At 61.5% G+C, this 17,297-nt stretch carries 13 protein-coding genes; 2 read left to right on the top strand and 11 right to left on the bottom strand.

The features are described 5' to 3' along the window. Positions 1 to 200: 200 nt before the first annotated feature. From CGA21_RS18625 to CGA21_RS18595, 7 genes are all read right to left on the bottom strand, one after another. A complete protein-coding gene (locus tag CGA21_RS18625; protein ID WP_188264766.1) occupies positions 201 to 1,853 on the bottom strand; it encodes a BatD family protein in 1,653 nt (550 codons plus the stop codon). Then, the gene (locus CGA21_RS18620) at positions 1,850 to 3,583 is read right to left on the bottom strand and encodes a VWA domain-containing protein (protein WP_110752158.1); all 1,734 of its coding nucleotides are present in this window, start codon (positions 3,581 to 3,583) and stop codon (positions 1,850 to 1,852) included. Before CGA21_RS18620 ends, CGA21_RS18625 begins: the two co-directional genes overlap by 4 nt. After that, positions 3,580 to 4,659, bottom strand: a complete 1,080-nt coding sequence (locus tag CGA21_RS18615; protein WP_110752160.1) for a vWA domain-containing protein — start codon at positions 4,657 to 4,659, stop codon at positions 3,580 to 3,582. Before CGA21_RS18615 ends, CGA21_RS18620 begins: the two co-directional genes overlap by 4 nt. Beyond that, a complete protein-coding gene (locus CGA21_RS18610; protein WP_110752162.1) occupies positions 4,652 to 5,146 on the bottom strand; it encodes a DUF4381 domain-containing protein in 495 nt (164 codons plus the stop codon). Before CGA21_RS18610 ends, CGA21_RS18615 begins: the two co-directional genes overlap by 8 nt. Further along, entirely contained in the window at positions 5,143 to 6,087 is a 945-nt protein-coding gene (locus CGA21_RS18605; RefSeq protein WP_020800600.1) for a DUF58 domain-containing protein, read from the bottom strand. The genes CGA21_RS18610 and CGA21_RS18605 overlap by 4 nt, the downstream gene beginning before the upstream one ends. A 5-nt stretch (positions 6,088 to 6,092) precedes the next feature. Further along, on the bottom strand, positions 6,093 to 7,052 hold the full coding sequence (locus CGA21_RS18600) for an AAA family ATPase (RefSeq protein WP_020800601.1): 960 nt from the start codon (positions 7,050 to 7,052) through the stop codon (positions 6,093 to 6,095). Positions 7,053 to 7,348: 296 nt separating this feature from the next. Further along, positions 7,349 to 7,702, bottom strand: a complete 354-nt coding sequence (locus CGA21_RS18595; protein WP_110752166.1) for a hypothetical protein — start codon at positions 7,700 to 7,702, stop codon at positions 7,349 to 7,351. Between the two features lie 491 nt (positions 7,703 to 8,193). Here CGA21_RS18595 and CGA21_RS18590 point away from each other — a divergent pair, with 491 nt between their 5' ends. After that, positions 8,194 to 13,083, top strand: a complete 4,890-nt coding sequence (locus CGA21_RS18590; protein WP_188264765.1) for an NAD-glutamate dehydrogenase — start codon at positions 8,194 to 8,196, stop codon at positions 13,081 to 13,083. Between the two features lie 179 nt (positions 13,084 to 13,262). Here CGA21_RS18590 and CGA21_RS18585 read toward each other — a convergent pair whose 3' ends face one another. The 4 genes from CGA21_RS18585 to CGA21_RS18570 form a co-directional block, all read right to left on the bottom strand. Further along, positions 13,263 to 13,973, bottom strand: coding sequence for an ATPase (locus tag CGA21_RS18585; protein WP_188264764.1), 711 nt, complete (start codon positions 13,971 to 13,973; stop codon positions 13,263 to 13,265). Positions 13,974 to 14,202: 229 nt separating this feature from the next. Continuing rightward, positions 14,203 to 14,613: a cupin domain-containing protein gene (locus tag CGA21_RS18580; RefSeq protein WP_188264763.1), complete on the bottom strand. Its 411-nt coding sequence runs from the start codon at positions 14,611 to 14,613 to the stop codon at positions 14,203 to 14,205. 196 nt (positions 14,614 to 14,809) lie between these two features. Further along, positions 14,810 to 15,103, bottom strand: a complete 294-nt coding sequence (locus tag CGA21_RS18575) for an antibiotic biosynthesis monooxygenase family protein (protein WP_110752174.1) — start codon at positions 15,101 to 15,103, stop codon at positions 14,810 to 14,812. A 100-nt stretch (positions 15,104 to 15,203) separates the two neighbouring features. Then, positions 15,204 to 16,637 (bottom strand): PLP-dependent aminotransferase family protein, encoded by a 1,434-nt coding sequence (locus CGA21_RS18570; protein ID WP_188264762.1) that lies wholly within the window; start codon positions 16,635 to 16,637, stop codon positions 15,204 to 15,206. A 205-nt stretch (positions 16,638 to 16,842) separates the two neighbouring features. On the opposite strand from CGA21_RS18570, the gene CGA21_RS18565 reads away from it, so the two are divergent. Then, a complete protein-coding gene (locus tag CGA21_RS18565) occupies positions 16,843 to 17,283 on the top strand; it encodes a carboxymuconolactone decarboxylase family protein (protein ID WP_188264761.1) in 441 nt (146 codons plus the stop codon). The last annotated feature ends 14 nt before the right edge of the window (positions 17,284 to 17,297 follow it).

The raw sequence follows: 17,297 nt of genomic DNA, 5'->3' as shown, positions 1-17,297 counted from the left end.
CCGTAGGAAAAAAGATGATGGCCGCGGGGAAAATGACAACGGCGAAAGGGGGAGAGTTTACTGGCAAACGGGGTGGGTGTGGCCAGACACTGCGCGTAGACCTGTAGGAGCCGGCTTGCTGGCGATAGCGGTGGGTCAATGGACTTCGATGGTGCCTGACATACCGCTATCGCCAGCAAGCCGGCTCCTACAGAGGGGTGTTACTTCGGATACAGCGGCGGCAAGCCACTGTCGGCGACCGGATCCTGAACCCGTTCTGCGATCGGGATCGTACGGATGGCCCGCCACAGGTCTTCCCCTTGCCAGTGCTGCCCGGTTTCGCTGTACAGCGCGCCGTTCAGGCCGTCGAGGGCGTCTGAAAGGGGGACGAAGCGAGCGGCCATGTCGGCCAGGGTTTCCGGTTGCTGGCGGGCCCAGGCGTCGAGTGCCTGGCGGGTGGCGTGGGGGTCGTTGGCCTGGCAGGCACGCTTGAGGTCGTCGAGCACGGTGCGTGGGCTCGGGCCGGTTTGCGCCGCACGCTGGATGGCCGGTTGCGAGCGCGCACGCCACCAGAGGCCAAAGCCCAACAGGGTGGTGCAGGCCAGGATCAGGCTGCTGAGTTTCCAGCGCCAGAGGGATTCGCTGATGGCACTGCTGTCGAGTGCCGAGGTCCCGGCCGGGGTGTCGACCAGCAAACTTGGATTGGCGGCCACCTGCAGGGTCCGGGCGGGCAGGCTGCTGTGCTCCAGATGGTCTTCGAAGGTGTTCCACCAGACCACTTCGACCGAAGGCAACTCTATGGCGCCGCTGCGCGAAGGCACCAGTGCTTCGCGGTCTTCGCGGCTGCCGACCAGGCCTCGCTCGCTGTTCTGGTTACCCAGCACCGGTTGATCGGGATAGCGCCGCAAGCCACTGGCCTCGGTGCCGGGCAGTGGCGGCAGTTGCGAGCTGCCCAGGCCTTCGGCCTTGACCGTGAGACTGCGGGTGAGCGAGTCACCGACCTGAACGCGTTCCGGTTCCGGGTTCCAGCTTTCGCTGAGCGTCAGGCTGCGAGCCGGCAACCAGGGCAGGTCGGCGGGGTAGGTGACGGGTTTCGCCTTGACCGTCAACAGCAGTTGGCCGGAACTGACGCGCATCAATTTGCCGGATTTCGGTGCCTGGGCGCTGGCGTCCTGGACGGGTTGCGCGCCCACCAGCGCGGCATTGAATATCTGCGCCGGAATGATCAGCTCGCCGCTGTGTTGCGGGTAGATCGCGTAGCGCATCTCGATGACGCCGTGGCGTATGCCGTTGATGTCTTTCTCGTAGGTGCGCGACTCGCCCAACTGCTCGATGCGGGCATCAGGAATTTGCAAGGGCGGCAGGCTGCTGTCGTCGTACAGAGACACCGAATGGTAGATGCGCAAGGTCAGGATGGCCTGGGCCTGCACATACACGCTGGTTTGATCGAGGCTGGCGTCGATGAACACCGGCGCCTGTTTGTCCGGGTTCGCCTGTGGGTCGCTCTCGATCACTTGCACGGTGATCGGCTGGCTCTGCACGTCGCCCAGCTTGAGCGCGGGGATCACCACGGTGCCATTTTGCAAGGGCAGCAGGGTGATGATCCAGCGGGTGGTGGCCTGGTTGTCGCCATTGAGCGTATTCAGCTGGTTGACCTGGCGGGTGCCACGGACTTCGAACAGTGGCTCAAGTGAGGTCAGGTCGGGCTTGCCAAACTGGGTCACGTCGTTGGATTCCAGGGTCAGTTCGACCGTCTCGCCGGAATTCAGTCGAGCCCGGTCGACACTGGCAACCAGCTCGGCTGCCTGGGTCTGCACGACGCAGAGTAGCAAGGCGGGCAGCGGCACAAGCATGAAGGCGGTGAAGCGGGTCATCGAGTTTTTCCCTGATCCTGATGTTGTTGCTGTTCGTACCAGAATTTGCGCCGGAGCAATTCTCCCGGATCGTCCGGGATTTGCCTGAGCCATTGCTCCAGTGCCTGCTGCTGCTCGCCGTCGATGCTGTCGCTGGCCGGGCGCATGGGCGCAACGGTGTGCTGTTCGTCTCCCAGTTCGCTTCCCGGGACCTCATTGGTGCCAGGGCGCGGGGGCGTGGTGGCGGAGGGCTCGGAGGTTGCCTGCGTTTGTTCGCCAGCCGTTTCGGGCTCACCGGCTTTCGACGGTTGCGCAGCGTCACTGGGTGGTGCTTGCTGCTCGACATCGCTGGTTGCTTCATCGCCGGCTTTGTCAGGGGGTGGCGTTGCGGCCTTCTGCTTGAGCAGACTCTCCACCAAGGCCTTGTTGGTCAGCGCCGGACGCAGGTCTGGTTGGCGTTCAAGGGCTTGCTCGTAAGCATCCAGTGCCGCTTCCAGCTCGCCACTCCTGGCCAGGGCGTTGCCACGATTGTAGTGGGCATGGGCGTCGTTGCCTTCGGCGAACCGCTGGGCGGCGCCACTGTAGTCGCCGGCTTCGTAGAGGGCAACGCCTTGCCACTGGTGATCTTCGAAGTGCCGGGCAGCCTCGGCCGGGCGTTTCTGCTTGAGCAAGTGCTGGCCTTGCTGGTCGGGGCGCAACCACAGGTCCTGAAAGTCGAAGGCATAGCCCGGTTGCGGCAGCATCAGCAACAGCGGCAGGCAGAGCAACCAGCCGCGACGACCGGCGCAGGCCGCCAGCAACAGCAGTGGCAAGAGCAGCCAGTAGCCCTGGTCGGCCCAGGTATCGAGACGCAGGGTCTGGCCGTCGTTGCGCAGGTTGCGCGGACCGTCGAGCAGGCCGAGGGCGCGCAGGTCAGCGTCGCTCAGGCGTGCGTGGCGGTAGTGTCCGTCCAGGTCATTGAGGAAGGCTTTCAAACCGGGTTCATCCAGGCGCGACACGAGAATCGCCCCCTGTTCATCCTTGAGGAAACTGCCATCTTCCTGGGTAATGGGCGCGCCTTCGGCGGTACCGATGCCGAGCATCAGCAATTGCGTCGATTTGCCGCTCAAGGCGCGACTGATACCCAGGCGTTCCTGTTCATTCAGGCTGGTGCCGATCAACAGGATCCGGCCGTCGCCCAGCGCTGCCTGTTCCAACAGTGCCAGGGCCTTGAGCACCGCCAGGTCGGCACGGTGTCCGGCTTCGGGCATCAACGACGGCTTGAGCGCATCGAGCAGGTTGCGGCTGGTGGACAGGTCGTCCGACAGCGGCACCAGGGTGTGGGCGCTGCCGGCGAAGACGACGATCGCCGTCTGTGCATCGTTGCGGCTCTGCAGCAGGTCGAAGAGTTTGCGCCGGGCTTGTTCCAGGCGGTTCGGCTGAACGTCGGTGGCGAGCATCTGCGGGGTCAGCTCAAGGATCACCACCAGCGGATCGGCGGGTTTCTGGCTGATCTGCTCGACGCGGGCAAAGCTTGGTCCGAGCAATGCGAGGACAGCGATCAACCACGCCACGCCCAACGCAACCCACGGCAGTTTGCTTTCGCGCCCGCTACCGCCACTGAGCAACGCCGCATGGAACGCCGGTGGCAGGATCATCTGCCAGCGCCCGGCGCGCTTCTGCCGATGCCACAGTTGCCAAAGCAACCAGCCAAGCAGTGGCAGCAACAGCAGCCACCACGGGCGGAACCAGTACGGCCAGAGAGCGCTCATCGGCGCCTCCGCAGGCGCAGCCGATTGAGGCGCTGGCGCCAGTCAGGCAATTGCGTTTGCAAGAACAAATCCTTGGTAAACAGTCGTTGCAGCGGGTTGTCCGGCCACAGGACGCGCGCCACCAGCAGCATGCTCAGCAACAACGCCAGTGCCAGTGGCCAGTGATACAACGCCTGGGCCGGGCGGGCCTGGGTCGGTTGCTGGGTCACAGGCTCGAGTTGGTCGAGGGTGGCCTTGATCGCTTGCAATTGCTTGCCATCTTGAGCGCGGAAGTACTGGCCGCCGGTGGCATCGGCGATCGCTTTCAAAGTGGGTTCGTCAAGATCCAGGCTCGGATTGATCCCCAGGAAACCCGGTGTGCCGCTTTGTTCCGGGTCGGCGCCGATGCCGATCGGGTAGATCTTCACACCTTCCCTGGCCGCCAGGCGCGCGGCGGTGAGCGGGTCGATTTCGCCACCGTTGTTGGCGCCATCGGTCACCAGGATCAGCACGCGACTTTGCGCCGGGCGTTGCCGCAGGCGCTTGACGGCCAGACCGATGGCGTCGCCGATGGCGGTGTTCTTGCCAGCGATGCCGATGCGCGCTTCGTCGAGCCAGACGCGCACGGTATGCCGGTCAAATGTCAGCGGCGCCTGCACGTACGCCCGGCTGCCGAACAGAATCAGGCCGACCCGGTCGCCGTCGCGACTTTCGAGAAAATCGCCAAGCAAATGCTGGACCAGCGAGAGGCGGCTGACCTCATCGCCCTGCCACTGCATATCGGGAAAGTCCATCGAACCGGACACATCCACCGCCACCAGCAGATCGCGTCCACTGGCGGCAATCGGTAGCGGTTCGCCGAGCCATTGCGGGCGCGCAGCGGCGCTCAGCAACAGCAACCAGAGCAGCAGGAACGGTGCCTGTTGGCGCCAGGCAGGCAGGTTGGCGCGGGCCCGGCGGCGGGCGAGGCCTTCGAGGTCGCTGAGGAAGCTGACCTTGAGCGCCGGCTCGCCACTGTCGGCTACCGGCAACAGCACCCGCATCAGCCAGGGCAGCGGCAGCAGGGCGAAGATCCATGGCCAGGCGAACTCAAACATGTTTGCGAATCCAGGTGTCGACTGCCTGGGTCAAGCCGGCGATGGCCTTGTCGTCGAGCTTGCATTCGGGCTTGTAGGCGCCTTCGACCAGCACCATCCAACGGGTCAGGCCGGCAGCGGGGCAGCGGTTATCGAGAAAAGCCAGCCATTTGCGGCCATTGAGGGTGTGGCTCTGGCTGTAGGGATAATGGTTGCGGCACAGGCGCTTGAGCAGGCCATTTAGCTGTTGCAGCCAGGCACCGGCGGGCGCGCCGTCGTAAGGCTTGGGCATGCGCGCCAGTTCCGCCAGTGCGGCCACGCGCACCGGGTCCAGGGGTTGTTCGACGGGCGCGACCGGCGGCTTGCCTGGCAACAGGTGCCGCAGTTTCCACAGGCCGAAGCCGATGGCCGGCAGCAACAGCAGCAGCAACCACCAGCCCGGGGCCGGTGGCCAGAAGTCCACGGGGGGCGGGAAAATCAGTGGCTGCAGTTGCTCGAGACCGTTCATCGACCTTTTCCCGGTTTCTGTGGGTTGAGGTACTCACGCAATTGCTCGACCATTTCACTTTGCGTGCTCAACGGCATCAGCAACACCCGTAGCTTCTGCGCCAGCAATTCCCAGCGGGCGATGCGGTCTTCGGCCTGGGCGCGGTAGGTCTGGCGCAGGTCGAAGTTGAGCGTGTCGAGTTCCAGTTGTGCGCCGCGCTCGGCGAAGCGCAACAACCCGGCGGCGGGCAGCGCATGGTCAAGCGGATCGGATACTGGCAGCAGCAACAGGTCGCAATGGCGCGACAGCAGGCTCAGCTGCTGTTCGGCGTTGCCGGACAAGGCACGCTCATCGCAGATCACAATCACCAGGCTGCCGGGGCGCAATACTTCGCGCGCACGGCGCAAGGCGATGCCAAAAGCATCGCGATCAGGCTCGCTTTCAGTGTGTAGCGACTGATTGACCCGTACCAGGCGGTTGAGCAACTGCAGCAGGCTCTGTTTGCTGCGCCTTGGCTTGATTTCGTAATGCTCGTTGTCGCCGAACACCAGGCCGCCGACCCGGTCGTTATGCCCCAGCGCGGCCCAGCCAATCAGGCTCGCGGCCTGGGCGGCCAGCACCGACTTGAACATCAGCCCCGAGCCGAAGAACAAACGCCGACTTTGCTCGACCATGATGAAGATCGGCCGCTCGCGTTCTTCGTGAAACAGCTTGGTGTGGGGTTCCTGGGTGCGCGCCGTCACGCGCCAGTCGATGGTGCGTACGTCGTCGCCGGCCTGGTAAACCCGCACCTGATCGAAATCCACGCCGCGGCCCCGCAGCTTGGAGTGATGCAGGCCGATCAGCGGGCTGCGCTGGCTCGGCGTGGAGAACAGCTGCACTTCGCGCACGCGGTGGCGCATCTCGATCAGCTCGGCGAGCGTGACGCGGATGCCCGGCTGGGGCGGCAGGAGGGCGTTCATCGGACTCAAGCGACAGCAACGACGTCGAGAATGCGCTGGACCACCCGATCCTGGTCGATCCCGGCAGCCTCGGCTTCAAAGGACAGGATGATGCGGTGGCGCAGCACATCGAACAACACCGCCTGAATGTCTTCCGGGCTGACAAAGTCGCGCCCGGCCAGCCAGGCGTGCGCCCGGGCACAGCGGTCCAGTGCGATCGAGCCGCGAGGACTGGCGCCGTAGGCAATCCACTCGGCCATTTCCGGGTCGAACTTGCCCGGGGTGCGGGTGGCCATGACCAGTTGCACCAGGTATTCCTCCACGGCATCGGCCATGTACAGGCCGAGAATTTCCTTGCGCGCGGCGAAGATCGCCTGCTGGCTGACCCGGCGTTCAGGCTTTGTTTCGCCATTGAGGGCTTCGCCGCGGGCCTGCTGCAGGATTCGTCGTTCGACGGCGGCATCGGGAAAGCCGATTTTCACGTGCATCAGGAAACGATCGAGCTGGGCTTCCGGCAGCGGGTAGGTGCCTTCCTGCTCGATGGGGTTTTGCGTGGCCATCACCAGGAACAGCGGCGACAACTCATAGGTACTGCGTCCGACGCTGACCTGGCGCTCGGCCATGGCTTCGAGCAAGGCCGATTGAACCTTGGCCGGGGCGCGGTTGATTTCGTCCGCCAGCACCAGGTTATGGAAAATCGGGCCTTGCTGGAACACGAAGCTGCCGGTTTCAGGACGGTAGATCTCGGTGCCGGTGATGTCGGCTGGCAACAGGTCGGGAGTGAACTGGATGCGATGGAACTGCGCTTCGATGCCTTCCGCCAATTCCTTGATGGCCTTGGTCTTGGCCAGGCCGGGAGCGCCCTCGACCAGCATGTGGCCGTCGGCAAGCAGGGCGATGAGCAAGCGCTCGATGAGTTTTTCCTGGCCGAGAATCTGCGTTGAAAGAAAGGTTCGCAGCGCGAGCAGCGCTTCACGATGTTCCATCGATGACTGTTCCTGGAAAGGGTGACCGAAGACGTTCATATAACGCCAGGGCTGGGGGCGTTACTTTAATCCATCGCGGGGGGCGGCGACTAACGGCATTTTGCGCAAAGAGTGGGAAATGACTGGCAAAACTGCTGGAAGTTCGTGGGGCATGCCGATTGGTGCCGCTCTTGCGGACGCCTTCGCGGGCAAGCCCGCTCCCACAGTATCTGCGTTAAGCATGCGGTTTGCGCAACTCCCCAGAACCCTCTGGGAGCGGGCTTGCCCGCGAAGGCGTCCGCACAATCGCTGAAATATCAGAGCTGGCTAATGTAAGTGCCAGTACCCTTGAGGATGTTCTGCAAAGTTTCTTCCACTTCAGCCAGGTCCACCATGTCCGGGTTGAAGGTGATCTCCAGCACATCATCCCCATTCAACGCATCGGCATCCGCGGCAGCGATTTCGATCTTAAGCAGCGTAGGACTGAGGGTGACTTTCACGCCGTCGAGGGTCGAAGGCTCACCATCGAGGGTGATTTCCAGCTCGTCCTCATCCGGGTAACGGCTCATCAGGAACATTTCGCCCTTGTCGCTGTGGCAACAGAGCATGGCCATGTTGTCTTCCTCGTCATCGCACGGGTTGACGATCAAGAGGGCGGTGGTCATTTGCATGGGTATTTCCTGGCTCGACGAGCGTTGTGAAGGCGATTAGGCGGTAATTCTGCCAGCCCCCGCGAATTTCTGCTTGTTCGAGTGTCAGAGTCTGTTAGGGGCGAGCAAGGTGTTCCCGGTCATTTCTGGTACGCAAGTCCCGTAAAACCGTCATTTTCCCGTACGACTGCTAGTGTTGTTCGATGCGCACGCCAAGAGCAGCGTACCGTTGACCGAATATGTCGCAGCATCGCAAGCATGGGCCTTGCCGCACTCGTTAAGCTGCGCAACGGATGAGCACCCGTAAAGGCATTGCGTTGCCCGCAGCCCAGTCGCTTTTGCAGATGCCCATTCACGGAGGTGAATGTGACCCGAGTGTCTCGTTTAGCTTCACCCACCTGTCACCTGTGTTTCCTCTGCCCGAGAATCAGGAACAGGGTGACGGGTAGCCCCGAACAGGGGTTTTGCAAGAGACGCTTCCATCAATAACAAGCCCAAGCGGAGTACCACAGATGGCGTTCTTCACCGCAGCCAGCAAAGCCGACTTCCAGCACCAACTGCAAGCGGCACTGGCGCAGCACATCAGTGAACAGGCACTGCCACAAGTGGCGCTGTTCGCTGAACAATTCTTCGGCATCATTTCCCTGGATGAACTGACCCAACGTCGGTTGTCTGACCTCGCTGGCTGTACTCTTTCTGCGTGGCGCCTGCTTGAGCGCTTCGATCACGCGCAACCGCAAGTGCGCGTCTACAACCCCGATTACGAACGTCACGGCTGGCAGTCGACCCACACCGCGGTCGAAGTGCTGCACCATGACCTGCCGTTCCTGGTGGACTCGGTGCGTACCGAGCTGAACCGCCGCGGCTACAGCATCCACACCCTGCAAACCACCGTGCTGAGCGTGCGTCGTGGCAGCAAGGGCGAGCTGCTGGAAATCCTGCCCAAAGGCACCCAGGGCGACGACGTGTTGCACGAGTCGCTGATGTACCTGGAAATCGACCGGTGCGCCAATCCGGCCGAACTGAACGTGCTGAGCAAAGAGCTGGAGCAGGTGCTGGCAGAAGTGCGTGTCGCGGTCGGCGATTTCGAACCGATGAAAGCCAAGGTCCAGGAAATACTCACCAACCTGGACAACAGCCAGTTCGCCGTCGATGCCGACGAAAAGAGCGAAATCAAGAGTTTCCTGGAATGGCTGGTGGGCAACCACTTCACCTTCCTGGGCTATGAAGAGTTCGTGGTCAGCGATGAAGCCGATGGCGGCCACATCGTCTATGACAAGGACTCCTTCCTCGGCCTGACCAAACTGCTGCGCGCCGGCCTGAGCTACGATGACCTGCGCATCGAAGACTACGCCGTGAAATACCTGCGCGAACCGACGCTGCTGTCGTTCGCCAAGGCCGCACATCCAAGCCGTGTACACCGTCCGGCTTACCCGGACTACGTGTCGATCCGTGAAATCGACGCCAACGGCAAGGTCATCAAGGAATGCCGTTTCATGGGCCTGTACACCTCCTCGGTGTATGGCGAGAGCGTGCGGGTCATCCCGTACATCCGCCGCAAGGTCGCGGAAATCGAACGCCGTTCGGGTTTCCAGGCCAAGGCTCACCTGGGCAAGGAACTGGCGCAGGTGCTCGAAGTCCTGCCACGCGACGACCTGTTCCAGACCCCGGTGGACGAGCTGTTCAGCACCGTGATGTCGATCGTGCAGATCCAGGAACGCAACAAGATCCGCGTATTCCTGCGCAAGGACCCGTACGGCCGCTTCTGCTACTGCCTGGCCTACGTGCCGCGTGATATCTACTCCACCGAAGTGCGGCAGAAGATCCAGCAAGTGCTGATGGATCGCCTCAAGGCCTCGGATTGCGAGTTCTGGACCTTCTTCTCCGAGTCCGTGCTGGCCCGCGTCCAGTTGATCCTGCGCGTCGACCCGAAAAACCGCATCGACATCGACCCGCAGCAACTGGAAAACGAAGTGATCCAGGCGTGCCGCAGCTGGCAGGACGATTACTCGGCCCTGACCGTCGAAACTTTTGGCGAAGCCCATGGCACCAACGTGCTGGCCGACTTCCCGAAAGGCTTCCCGGCCGGTTACCGCGAGCGATTCGCCGCTCATTCGGCTGTGGTCGACATGCAGCACCTGCTGAACCTCAGCGAAAAAAATCCGCTGGTGATGAGCTTCTACCAGCCACTGGGCCAAGTGGGCCAGCGTGAGCTGCACTGCAAGCTGTATCACGCCGATACGCCGCTGGCGCTGTCCGACGTGTTGCCGATCCTGGAAAACCTCGGCCTGCGCGTGCTGGGTGAGTTCCCGTACCACCTGCGTCACAACAACGGCCGCGAGTTCTGGATCCACGACTTCGCCTTCACCGCAGCCGAAGGCCTGGACCTGGACATCCAGCAACTCAACGACACCCTGCAGGACGCGTTCGTCCACATCGTGCGCGGCGATGCCGAGAACGATGCGTTCAACCGCCTGGTACTGACCGCCGGCCTGCCGTGGCGTGACGTGGCGCTGCTGCGTGCCTACGCCCGTTACCTGAAGCAGATTCGCCTGGGCTTCGACCTGGGCTACATCGCCAGCACCCTGAACAACCACACCGACATCGCTCGCGAATTGACCCGGTTGTTCAAGACCCGCTTCTACCTGGCGCGCAAGCTCAGCAGCGACGATCTGGAGCAGCGCCTGGAACACGCGATCCTCACCGCGCTGGACGACGTCCAGGTGTTGAACGAAGACCGTATCCTGCGTCGTTACCTGGACCTGATCAAGGCCACCCTGCGCACCAACTTCTACCAGACCGACGCCAACGGCCATAACAAGCCGTACTTCAGCTTCAAGTTCAACCCGCACTTGATTCCTGAGCTGCCCAAGCCGGTGCCGAAGTTCGAAATCTTCGTTTATTCGCCGCGCGTCGAAGGCGTGCACCTGCGCTTCGGCAACGTGGCCCGTGGCGGCCTGCGCTGGTCTGACCGTGAAGAAGACTTCCGTACCGAAGTCCTGGGCCTGGTAAAAGCCCAGCAAGTGAAGAACTCGGTCATCGTGCCAGTCGGTGCGAAGGGCGGCTTCCTGCCGCGGCGCCTGCCACTGGGCGGCAGCCGTGACGAGATCGCGGCCGAGGGCATCGCCTGCTACCGGATCTTCATTTCCGGCCTGTTGGACATCACCGACAACCTGAAGGACGGCGCCTTGGTGCCACCGGCCAACGTCGTGCGCCATGACGACGATGACCCGTACCTGGTGGTGGCCGCGGACAAGGGCACCGCGACGTTCTCCGACATCGCCAACGGCATCGCCATCGACTACGGCTTCTGGCTGGGTGACGCGTTTGCGTCCGGTGGTTCGGCCGGTTACGACCACAAGAAAATGGGCATCACCGCCAAGGGCGCGTGGGTGGGCGTACAACGCCACTTCCGCGAGCGCGGCATCAATGTCCAGGAAGACAGCATCACCGTGGTTGGCGTCGGCGATATGGCCGGTGACGTGTTCGGTAACGGCTTGTTGATGTCTGACAAGCTGCAACTGGTTGCGGCATTCAACCACTTGCACATCTTCATCGACCCGAACCCGAACCCGGCGACCAGCTTCGCCGAGCGTCAGCGCCTGTTCGACCTGCCACGTTCGGCCTGGTCTGACTACGACACCAGCATCATGTCCGAAGGTGGCGGCATCTTCTCCCGTAGCGCGAAGAGCATCGCGATTTCCCCGCAGATGCAGGAACGCTTCGACATCCAGGCCGACAAGCTGACCCCGACCGAGCTGCTGAACGCCTTGCTCAAGGCGCCGGTGGACCTGTTGTGGAACGGCGGTATCGGTACGTACGTCAAGGCCAGCAGCGAAAGCCACGCCGATGTCGGCGACAAGGCCAACGATGCATTGCGCGTGAACGGCAACGAACTGCGCTGCAAAGTGGTGGGCGAGGGCGGTAACCTCGGCATGACCCAACTGGGTCGCGTGGAGTTCGGCCTCAACGGCGGCGGCTCCAACACCGACTTCATCGACAACGCCGGTGGCGTGGACTGCTCCGACCACGAAGTGAACATCAAGATCCTGCTGAACGAAGTGGTTCAGGCCGGCGACATGACCGACAAGCAGCGCAACCAGCTGCTGGCGAGCATGACCGACGAAGTCGGTGGCCTGGTGCTGGGCAACAACTACAAGCAGACCCAGGCGCTGTCCCTGGCGGCCCGTCGTGCCTTGCCACGGATTGCCGAATACAAGCGCCTGATGAACGATCTGGAAGGTCGCGGCAAGCTGGACCGCGCCATCGAATTCCTGCCGTCTGAAGACCAGATCAACGAGCGTGTCGCGGCGGGCCATGGCCTGACCCGTGCCGAGCTGTCGGTGCTGATCTCCTACAGCAAGATCGACCTCAAGGAGCAGCTGCTGGGCTCCCTGGTGCCGGATGACGACTACCTGACCCGCGACATGGAAACCGCTTTCCCGCTGACCCTGGTGAGCAAGTTCTCCGAAGCCATGCGCCGTCACCGTCTGAAACGCGAGATCGTCAGCACCCAGATCGCCAACGATCTGGTCAACCACATGGGCATCACCTTCGTGCAACGACTCAAGGAGTCGACCGGCATGAGCCCGGCGAACGTGGCCGGCGCCTATGTGATCGTGCGTGACATTTTCCACCTCCCGCACTGGTTCCGTCAGATCGAAGCCCTGGATTACCAGGTGTCCGCCGACGTACAGCTGGAGCTGATGGACGAGCTGATGCGCCTGGGCCGTCGCGCCACGCGCTGGTTCCTGCGCGCCCGTCGCAACGAGCAGAACGCTGCCCGTGACGTCGCGCACTTCGGTCCGCACCTCAAGGAGCTGGGTCTCAAGCTCGACGAACTGCTCAGCGGCGAGATCCGCGAGAACTGGCAGTCGCGTTATCAGGCGTACGTCGCAGCCGGTGTCCCGGAGTTGCTGGCGCGCATGGTGGCTGGCACTTCGCACCTGTACACCCTGCTGCCGATCATCGAGGCCTCCGACGTGACCGGCCAGAACCCTGCGGACGTGGCCAAGGCCTACTTCGCCGTGGGCAGTGCACTGGACATCACCTGGTACCTGCAACAGATCAGCGCCTTGCCGGTGGAAAACAACTGGCAGGCCCTGGCCCGTGAAGCGTTCCGCGATGACGTCGACTGGCAGCAACGCGCTATCACCATCTCGGTCCTGCAACAGGGCGACGGCACCCAGGACGTGGAAACACGGCTGTCCCTGTGGATGTCGCAGCACGAAAGCATGATCGAACGCTGGCGCGCGATGCTGGTGGAAATCCGTGCCGCCAGCGGTACGGACTACGCCATGTACGCGGTGGCCAACCGTGAGCTGCTGGACCTGGCTCTGAGCGGGCAAGCGGTAGTGCCTGTCACTGCGGCTGTCAGCGCCGAGCTGGAACCGGCGGCCTGATCAGGCGTTGAATGAAAAAGCCCCGCATTGAGAGATGCGGGGCTTTTTTATGTCTGAGGGTTTTTCATCATCCTTTCGGCCCTCTTCGCGGGCAAGCCCGCTCCCACAGGTGACCGAGTACTTCCATAAGAACGCGATCCACTGTGGGAGCGGGCTTGCCCGCGAAGAGGCCTTCGGGGTCAATACAACTTCTGAACCTTGTTATCATCAAGCATCGACACTTTATCTGTCGGCCTGGTCAACAAATTATTGAGCGACTGGTCAAACTTCTGCAATGCCCTTACTTGCACATTCTGTTGTTCGTTAATGTCGGCGACAATCTCTTCGCTGCGTTTAAAGTCTGCCCATACAGGACTTAGCGCCTTCGCATCATACCCTTTTGCAGTGCCGATATAACTCAGGTTCTTATCGTAGAAGTCCACGCTGACATTGGCCTCGATGTCCGAACTGCGCGAGGTGATCAACTGGCTGCGGCTGTCGACGACGGCGACCACGTCCGGTTTTGCCGCCTGCAGGCTTTGCATGTCCGGGTATACCGTGACTGAGCCGAATTGCCGTTGCAGGGAGGCCTTGACCCAGTCCACCGCCAAATCGGGTTTTGACGTGGTCACATAGGCATCATGGATGGACTGCACCAGCAGGCTCTGGCCGAAACCGGTGCCGGCATTGGCCTGGTAGTCCTGCAGGTAGGCGCGGTTGGCCTGGGTATTGCGGCTGTAGACAATGCCAAGCGTGACATCGCTGCCGTTGGGTATGCGCGTTGCACTGCTGCGACCCACCGGTTGCGTAAAGATACCCTCCAGCGGAGTCACCGCTGAAGGTGCCGTGGGAATTGAGCAACCGGTTATCAGAGTGGCCATGGTCAATGTACTGACGAACGCAAGTTTCATGGTGTTTCTCCAGTGAAACAACTTCGGTCGGAAAGTTACAGTTGCCGTATGAGCACGGCAGTCACTCCAGACTAAACCGTGTATTGCTGATTGAAATAGCCAATCTATGCACTTATCCAATAGACAATAGTTTTGTTTGGTTTAACGGAGCGCGGTTAATTGCCTGAAGATATAAAGACGCCCAAATCAAGAGGTTGGGCGTTTTTATTTATGGCTACAGGTTCAACGATCAGTTTTGCAGTGGGGTCAACACTTTCTCGTCCGGTGACAACACCATGAACACCAACAGCTTCGCAGGTTTGGTTTTGCTGGCATTTTTCGAGACCAGATGTTCCGAGCCGGCAGGTTCGTACCAATACTCGCCAGCCTTGTAAGTAACCTCTTTTTCGCCCTTCACCTGGGAAGTGATCGATCCCGAAAGGACATAGGCCATGGCGGTGCCATCGTGTTTGTGGGCGATCGACGCTTGGCCTGGCTTATAGTCGACCTCGATCATCAAGGCCTTTTTCCCTGGGGCGTTCTTCAGCATCTGGTCCTGCAGCACCGTGACCTTTTCTGAAGGATCACCGGCTTCGTGGGCAAACGCCGAGGCGCAAACGGTCAAGGCAAGGGCAGCGAGAGAGCAGCGCAAAACGTTCATGGTTCATCACCTGCAGTGGTTGGTTGTCAGGGACCAATCTATTGCGCCAGGTGGGATAAACAAACAGCCAATTCTTGCGAAGGCCAGGTGACCAATTTGCGGCGCCGCCACGAAAAAGATCGCAGTCCCCGGTAAGGTTTGCAGAGGTACCCATACTCTGCAAGCGCGACCAAGGACTGCGATCTTTAACCGTGTTTTATCTGATCGGAAAGCTATTGAAGTCGACAGCGTTGGCCAACTGGCAATCGATCAGGTCGATGAAGCCTTGCACCTGGGGGTTGTTGAAATGCGATTGCATCGCCGTTTCCGATTGCCAGTGGGCGCTGACAGTCCAGCGATTACTGTCCTCAGGGCAGCGGTCGACCATATAGGATTCACAGCCCGGTAGTTCGCGCAGGGTATCGACAATCTTTTGCAATTTCTGACCCAGTTCTTCCGAGCGACCGGCGACGGCCTGCACCTGTACGGTATTGATCACTTTGTAGGACATTGGCTCACACTCCTCATTGAGGGATAACGCCTATGCAGGATAGGCCTGCACCCCCGGACCACCAATAGCCAATCGCCGAATAAAGGCGCAGTCCAATCCATCAGGCAACCTGCTGCAAAATGTCCCGGAAACGGTCCAGGGCGATGTCGATATCCAGGGTCTCGATAGCACCAAAGCCGAGGAAAAACCCGTCCTGCGGCGCTTGCTGGTAGAAAAAGCTGTCAATGCCATAGAGCCCGACCTCAACCTTTTTCGCCAGCTCGACCACCAGTGGCACGTTGATCGCTACCTTGCACAGCACCACCATGTGAAATCCCGCCGTGGTCGGCACCGCTTCGAGCCAGGGCGCGAGATCACCGGCCATGCGCGCCAGGATTCGCTCACGCCTGCCCGCATAGATGGTATGGCAGCGACGAATGTGTTTGAGCAGGCAACCTTCGGCGATGAATTTGGCCAGCGCCCACTGGGGCAGGGTGGAGGTGTGCAAGTCGGTGAGTTGTTTGGCGCGCACCACCGCCTCGAGAATCGCGGGCGGCAGGATCGCGTAACCCAGGCGCAGCTCTGGCAGCAGGGTTTTCGAGAAGGTCCCGACATAGGCGACGATCCCGCGCTCGTCCATGCTTTGCAGCGAGTCCGTGGGCCGGCCTTCGTAGCGGAACTCGCTGTCGTAGTCATCCTCGATGATGATCGCTCCCAGTTCATGGGCGCGCGCCAGCAGCGCAGCACGGCGCTCCTGGCTCATGGGCATGCCCAACGGGAACTGGTGTGACGGGGTGACGTAGATCAGCCGCGTACCGAGGGGGATTTTCTCCACGACAATCCCTTCGGCGTCCACCGGCACGCCAATCACCGTGGCACCATGGGTGCCGAACAACAGGCGCGCCGGCGGATAACCGGGATCTTCCATGGCGACGATACTGCCCGCTCGTATCAGCACCCGGGAAATCAGATCCAGCGCCTGTTGCGCACCATTGCACACCACCACGTCCTCATCCTGGCAGACGACCCCGCGAGAAAAGGCGATGTGCTGCGCGATGGCATTGCGCAGCGCAGGCAGGCCTTCGGGCAGGCTGTAGAAGCCCTTGGACCCGGCGATCTGGCGCAAGGCGTGGGACGTGCAGCGCCGCCAGTCGTCCTGGGGAAACTGGCCCTTGCTGGTGGCGCCGCCAATGAAGTCGTAGCGCAGCGAGCCTTCCAGCGTCGGATGTCGCAGAAACACCGGCAGGCTGCGCCAGGATTCGATGACCTCGAAGCCCGCTAGCTCATTATGAGTTTGTTTGCGATCGATTTTCGAGACGCGGGCGTTGACATAGGTGCCTTTGCCGATCACCCCGGTGAGGTAGTTTTCATAGGTCAGCTGGGCATAGGTATCGGAAATGGTCTTGCGCGAAATGCCCAACTGTTCGGCCAACAGGCGGCTGGGAGGTAGTTGCGTCCCGGCGGCCAGGCGACCCGATTCGATGGCGCTGCGCAGTTGCGTGTACAACTGGCCCGCCAGGTCCTTGCGTCCGTTAATGACAACGTGTAGTTCCATACCGGCAAGGCTCCATGGCGATTGAGGCGCGTGTGCGTTACGCCAGATTACCCTCAACTGGCGTTTATGCAGTAGTTGCGTGGCGTAAAAACCGCCAATTGGTCTGGGCCCAGGTGGTCCACGGAAATTCCGCGCAATTGGATATGTAACGCAGCGTTAACAACGTCTACCTTGGCGGCATATCGACGCCATATGAGGTCACGCCATGACCCTCCGCCTGGATTATTACAGCGCCTCGCCCAAGGCGATGAAAGCGCTGATCGCCATGGAAGCCCTGACCAGCAACCTGAGTATCGAGCCGGCGCTGCTGCACCTGATCAAGATCCGTGCTTCGCAGATCAATGGCTGTGCGTTCTGCACCGATATGCACTCGGTGGACGCACGGCGCCTGGGCGAAACCGACCGCCGCCTGTACTCCATCGTGGTCTGGCGCGACAGCAACTTCTTCAACCCGCGCGAGCGCGCCGCGCTGGCCTGGACTGAAGCGGTGACGCTGCTTTCGCAGGACCACGTGCCAGAGGCTGTCTACGAGCAAGCCAGGGCGCAGTTCAGCGAAGGTGAACTGGTGGACCTGACCATCGCTGTCACCACCATCAACAGCTGGAATCGACTGGCCGTTAGTTTTCGCCAGGCCCCCAGCGCCTGAAAGGCTGTCACACG

This window comes from Pseudomonas sp. PSB11 (assembly GCF_014596605.1).
Taxonomy (GTDB): Bacteria; Pseudomonadota; Gammaproteobacteria; order Pseudomonadales; family Pseudomonadaceae; genus Aquipseudomonas; species Aquipseudomonas umsongensis.
The sequence above is the reverse complement of the archived record's forward strand: the minus strand, read 5'-3'. Positions and strand labels throughout refer to the sequence as shown.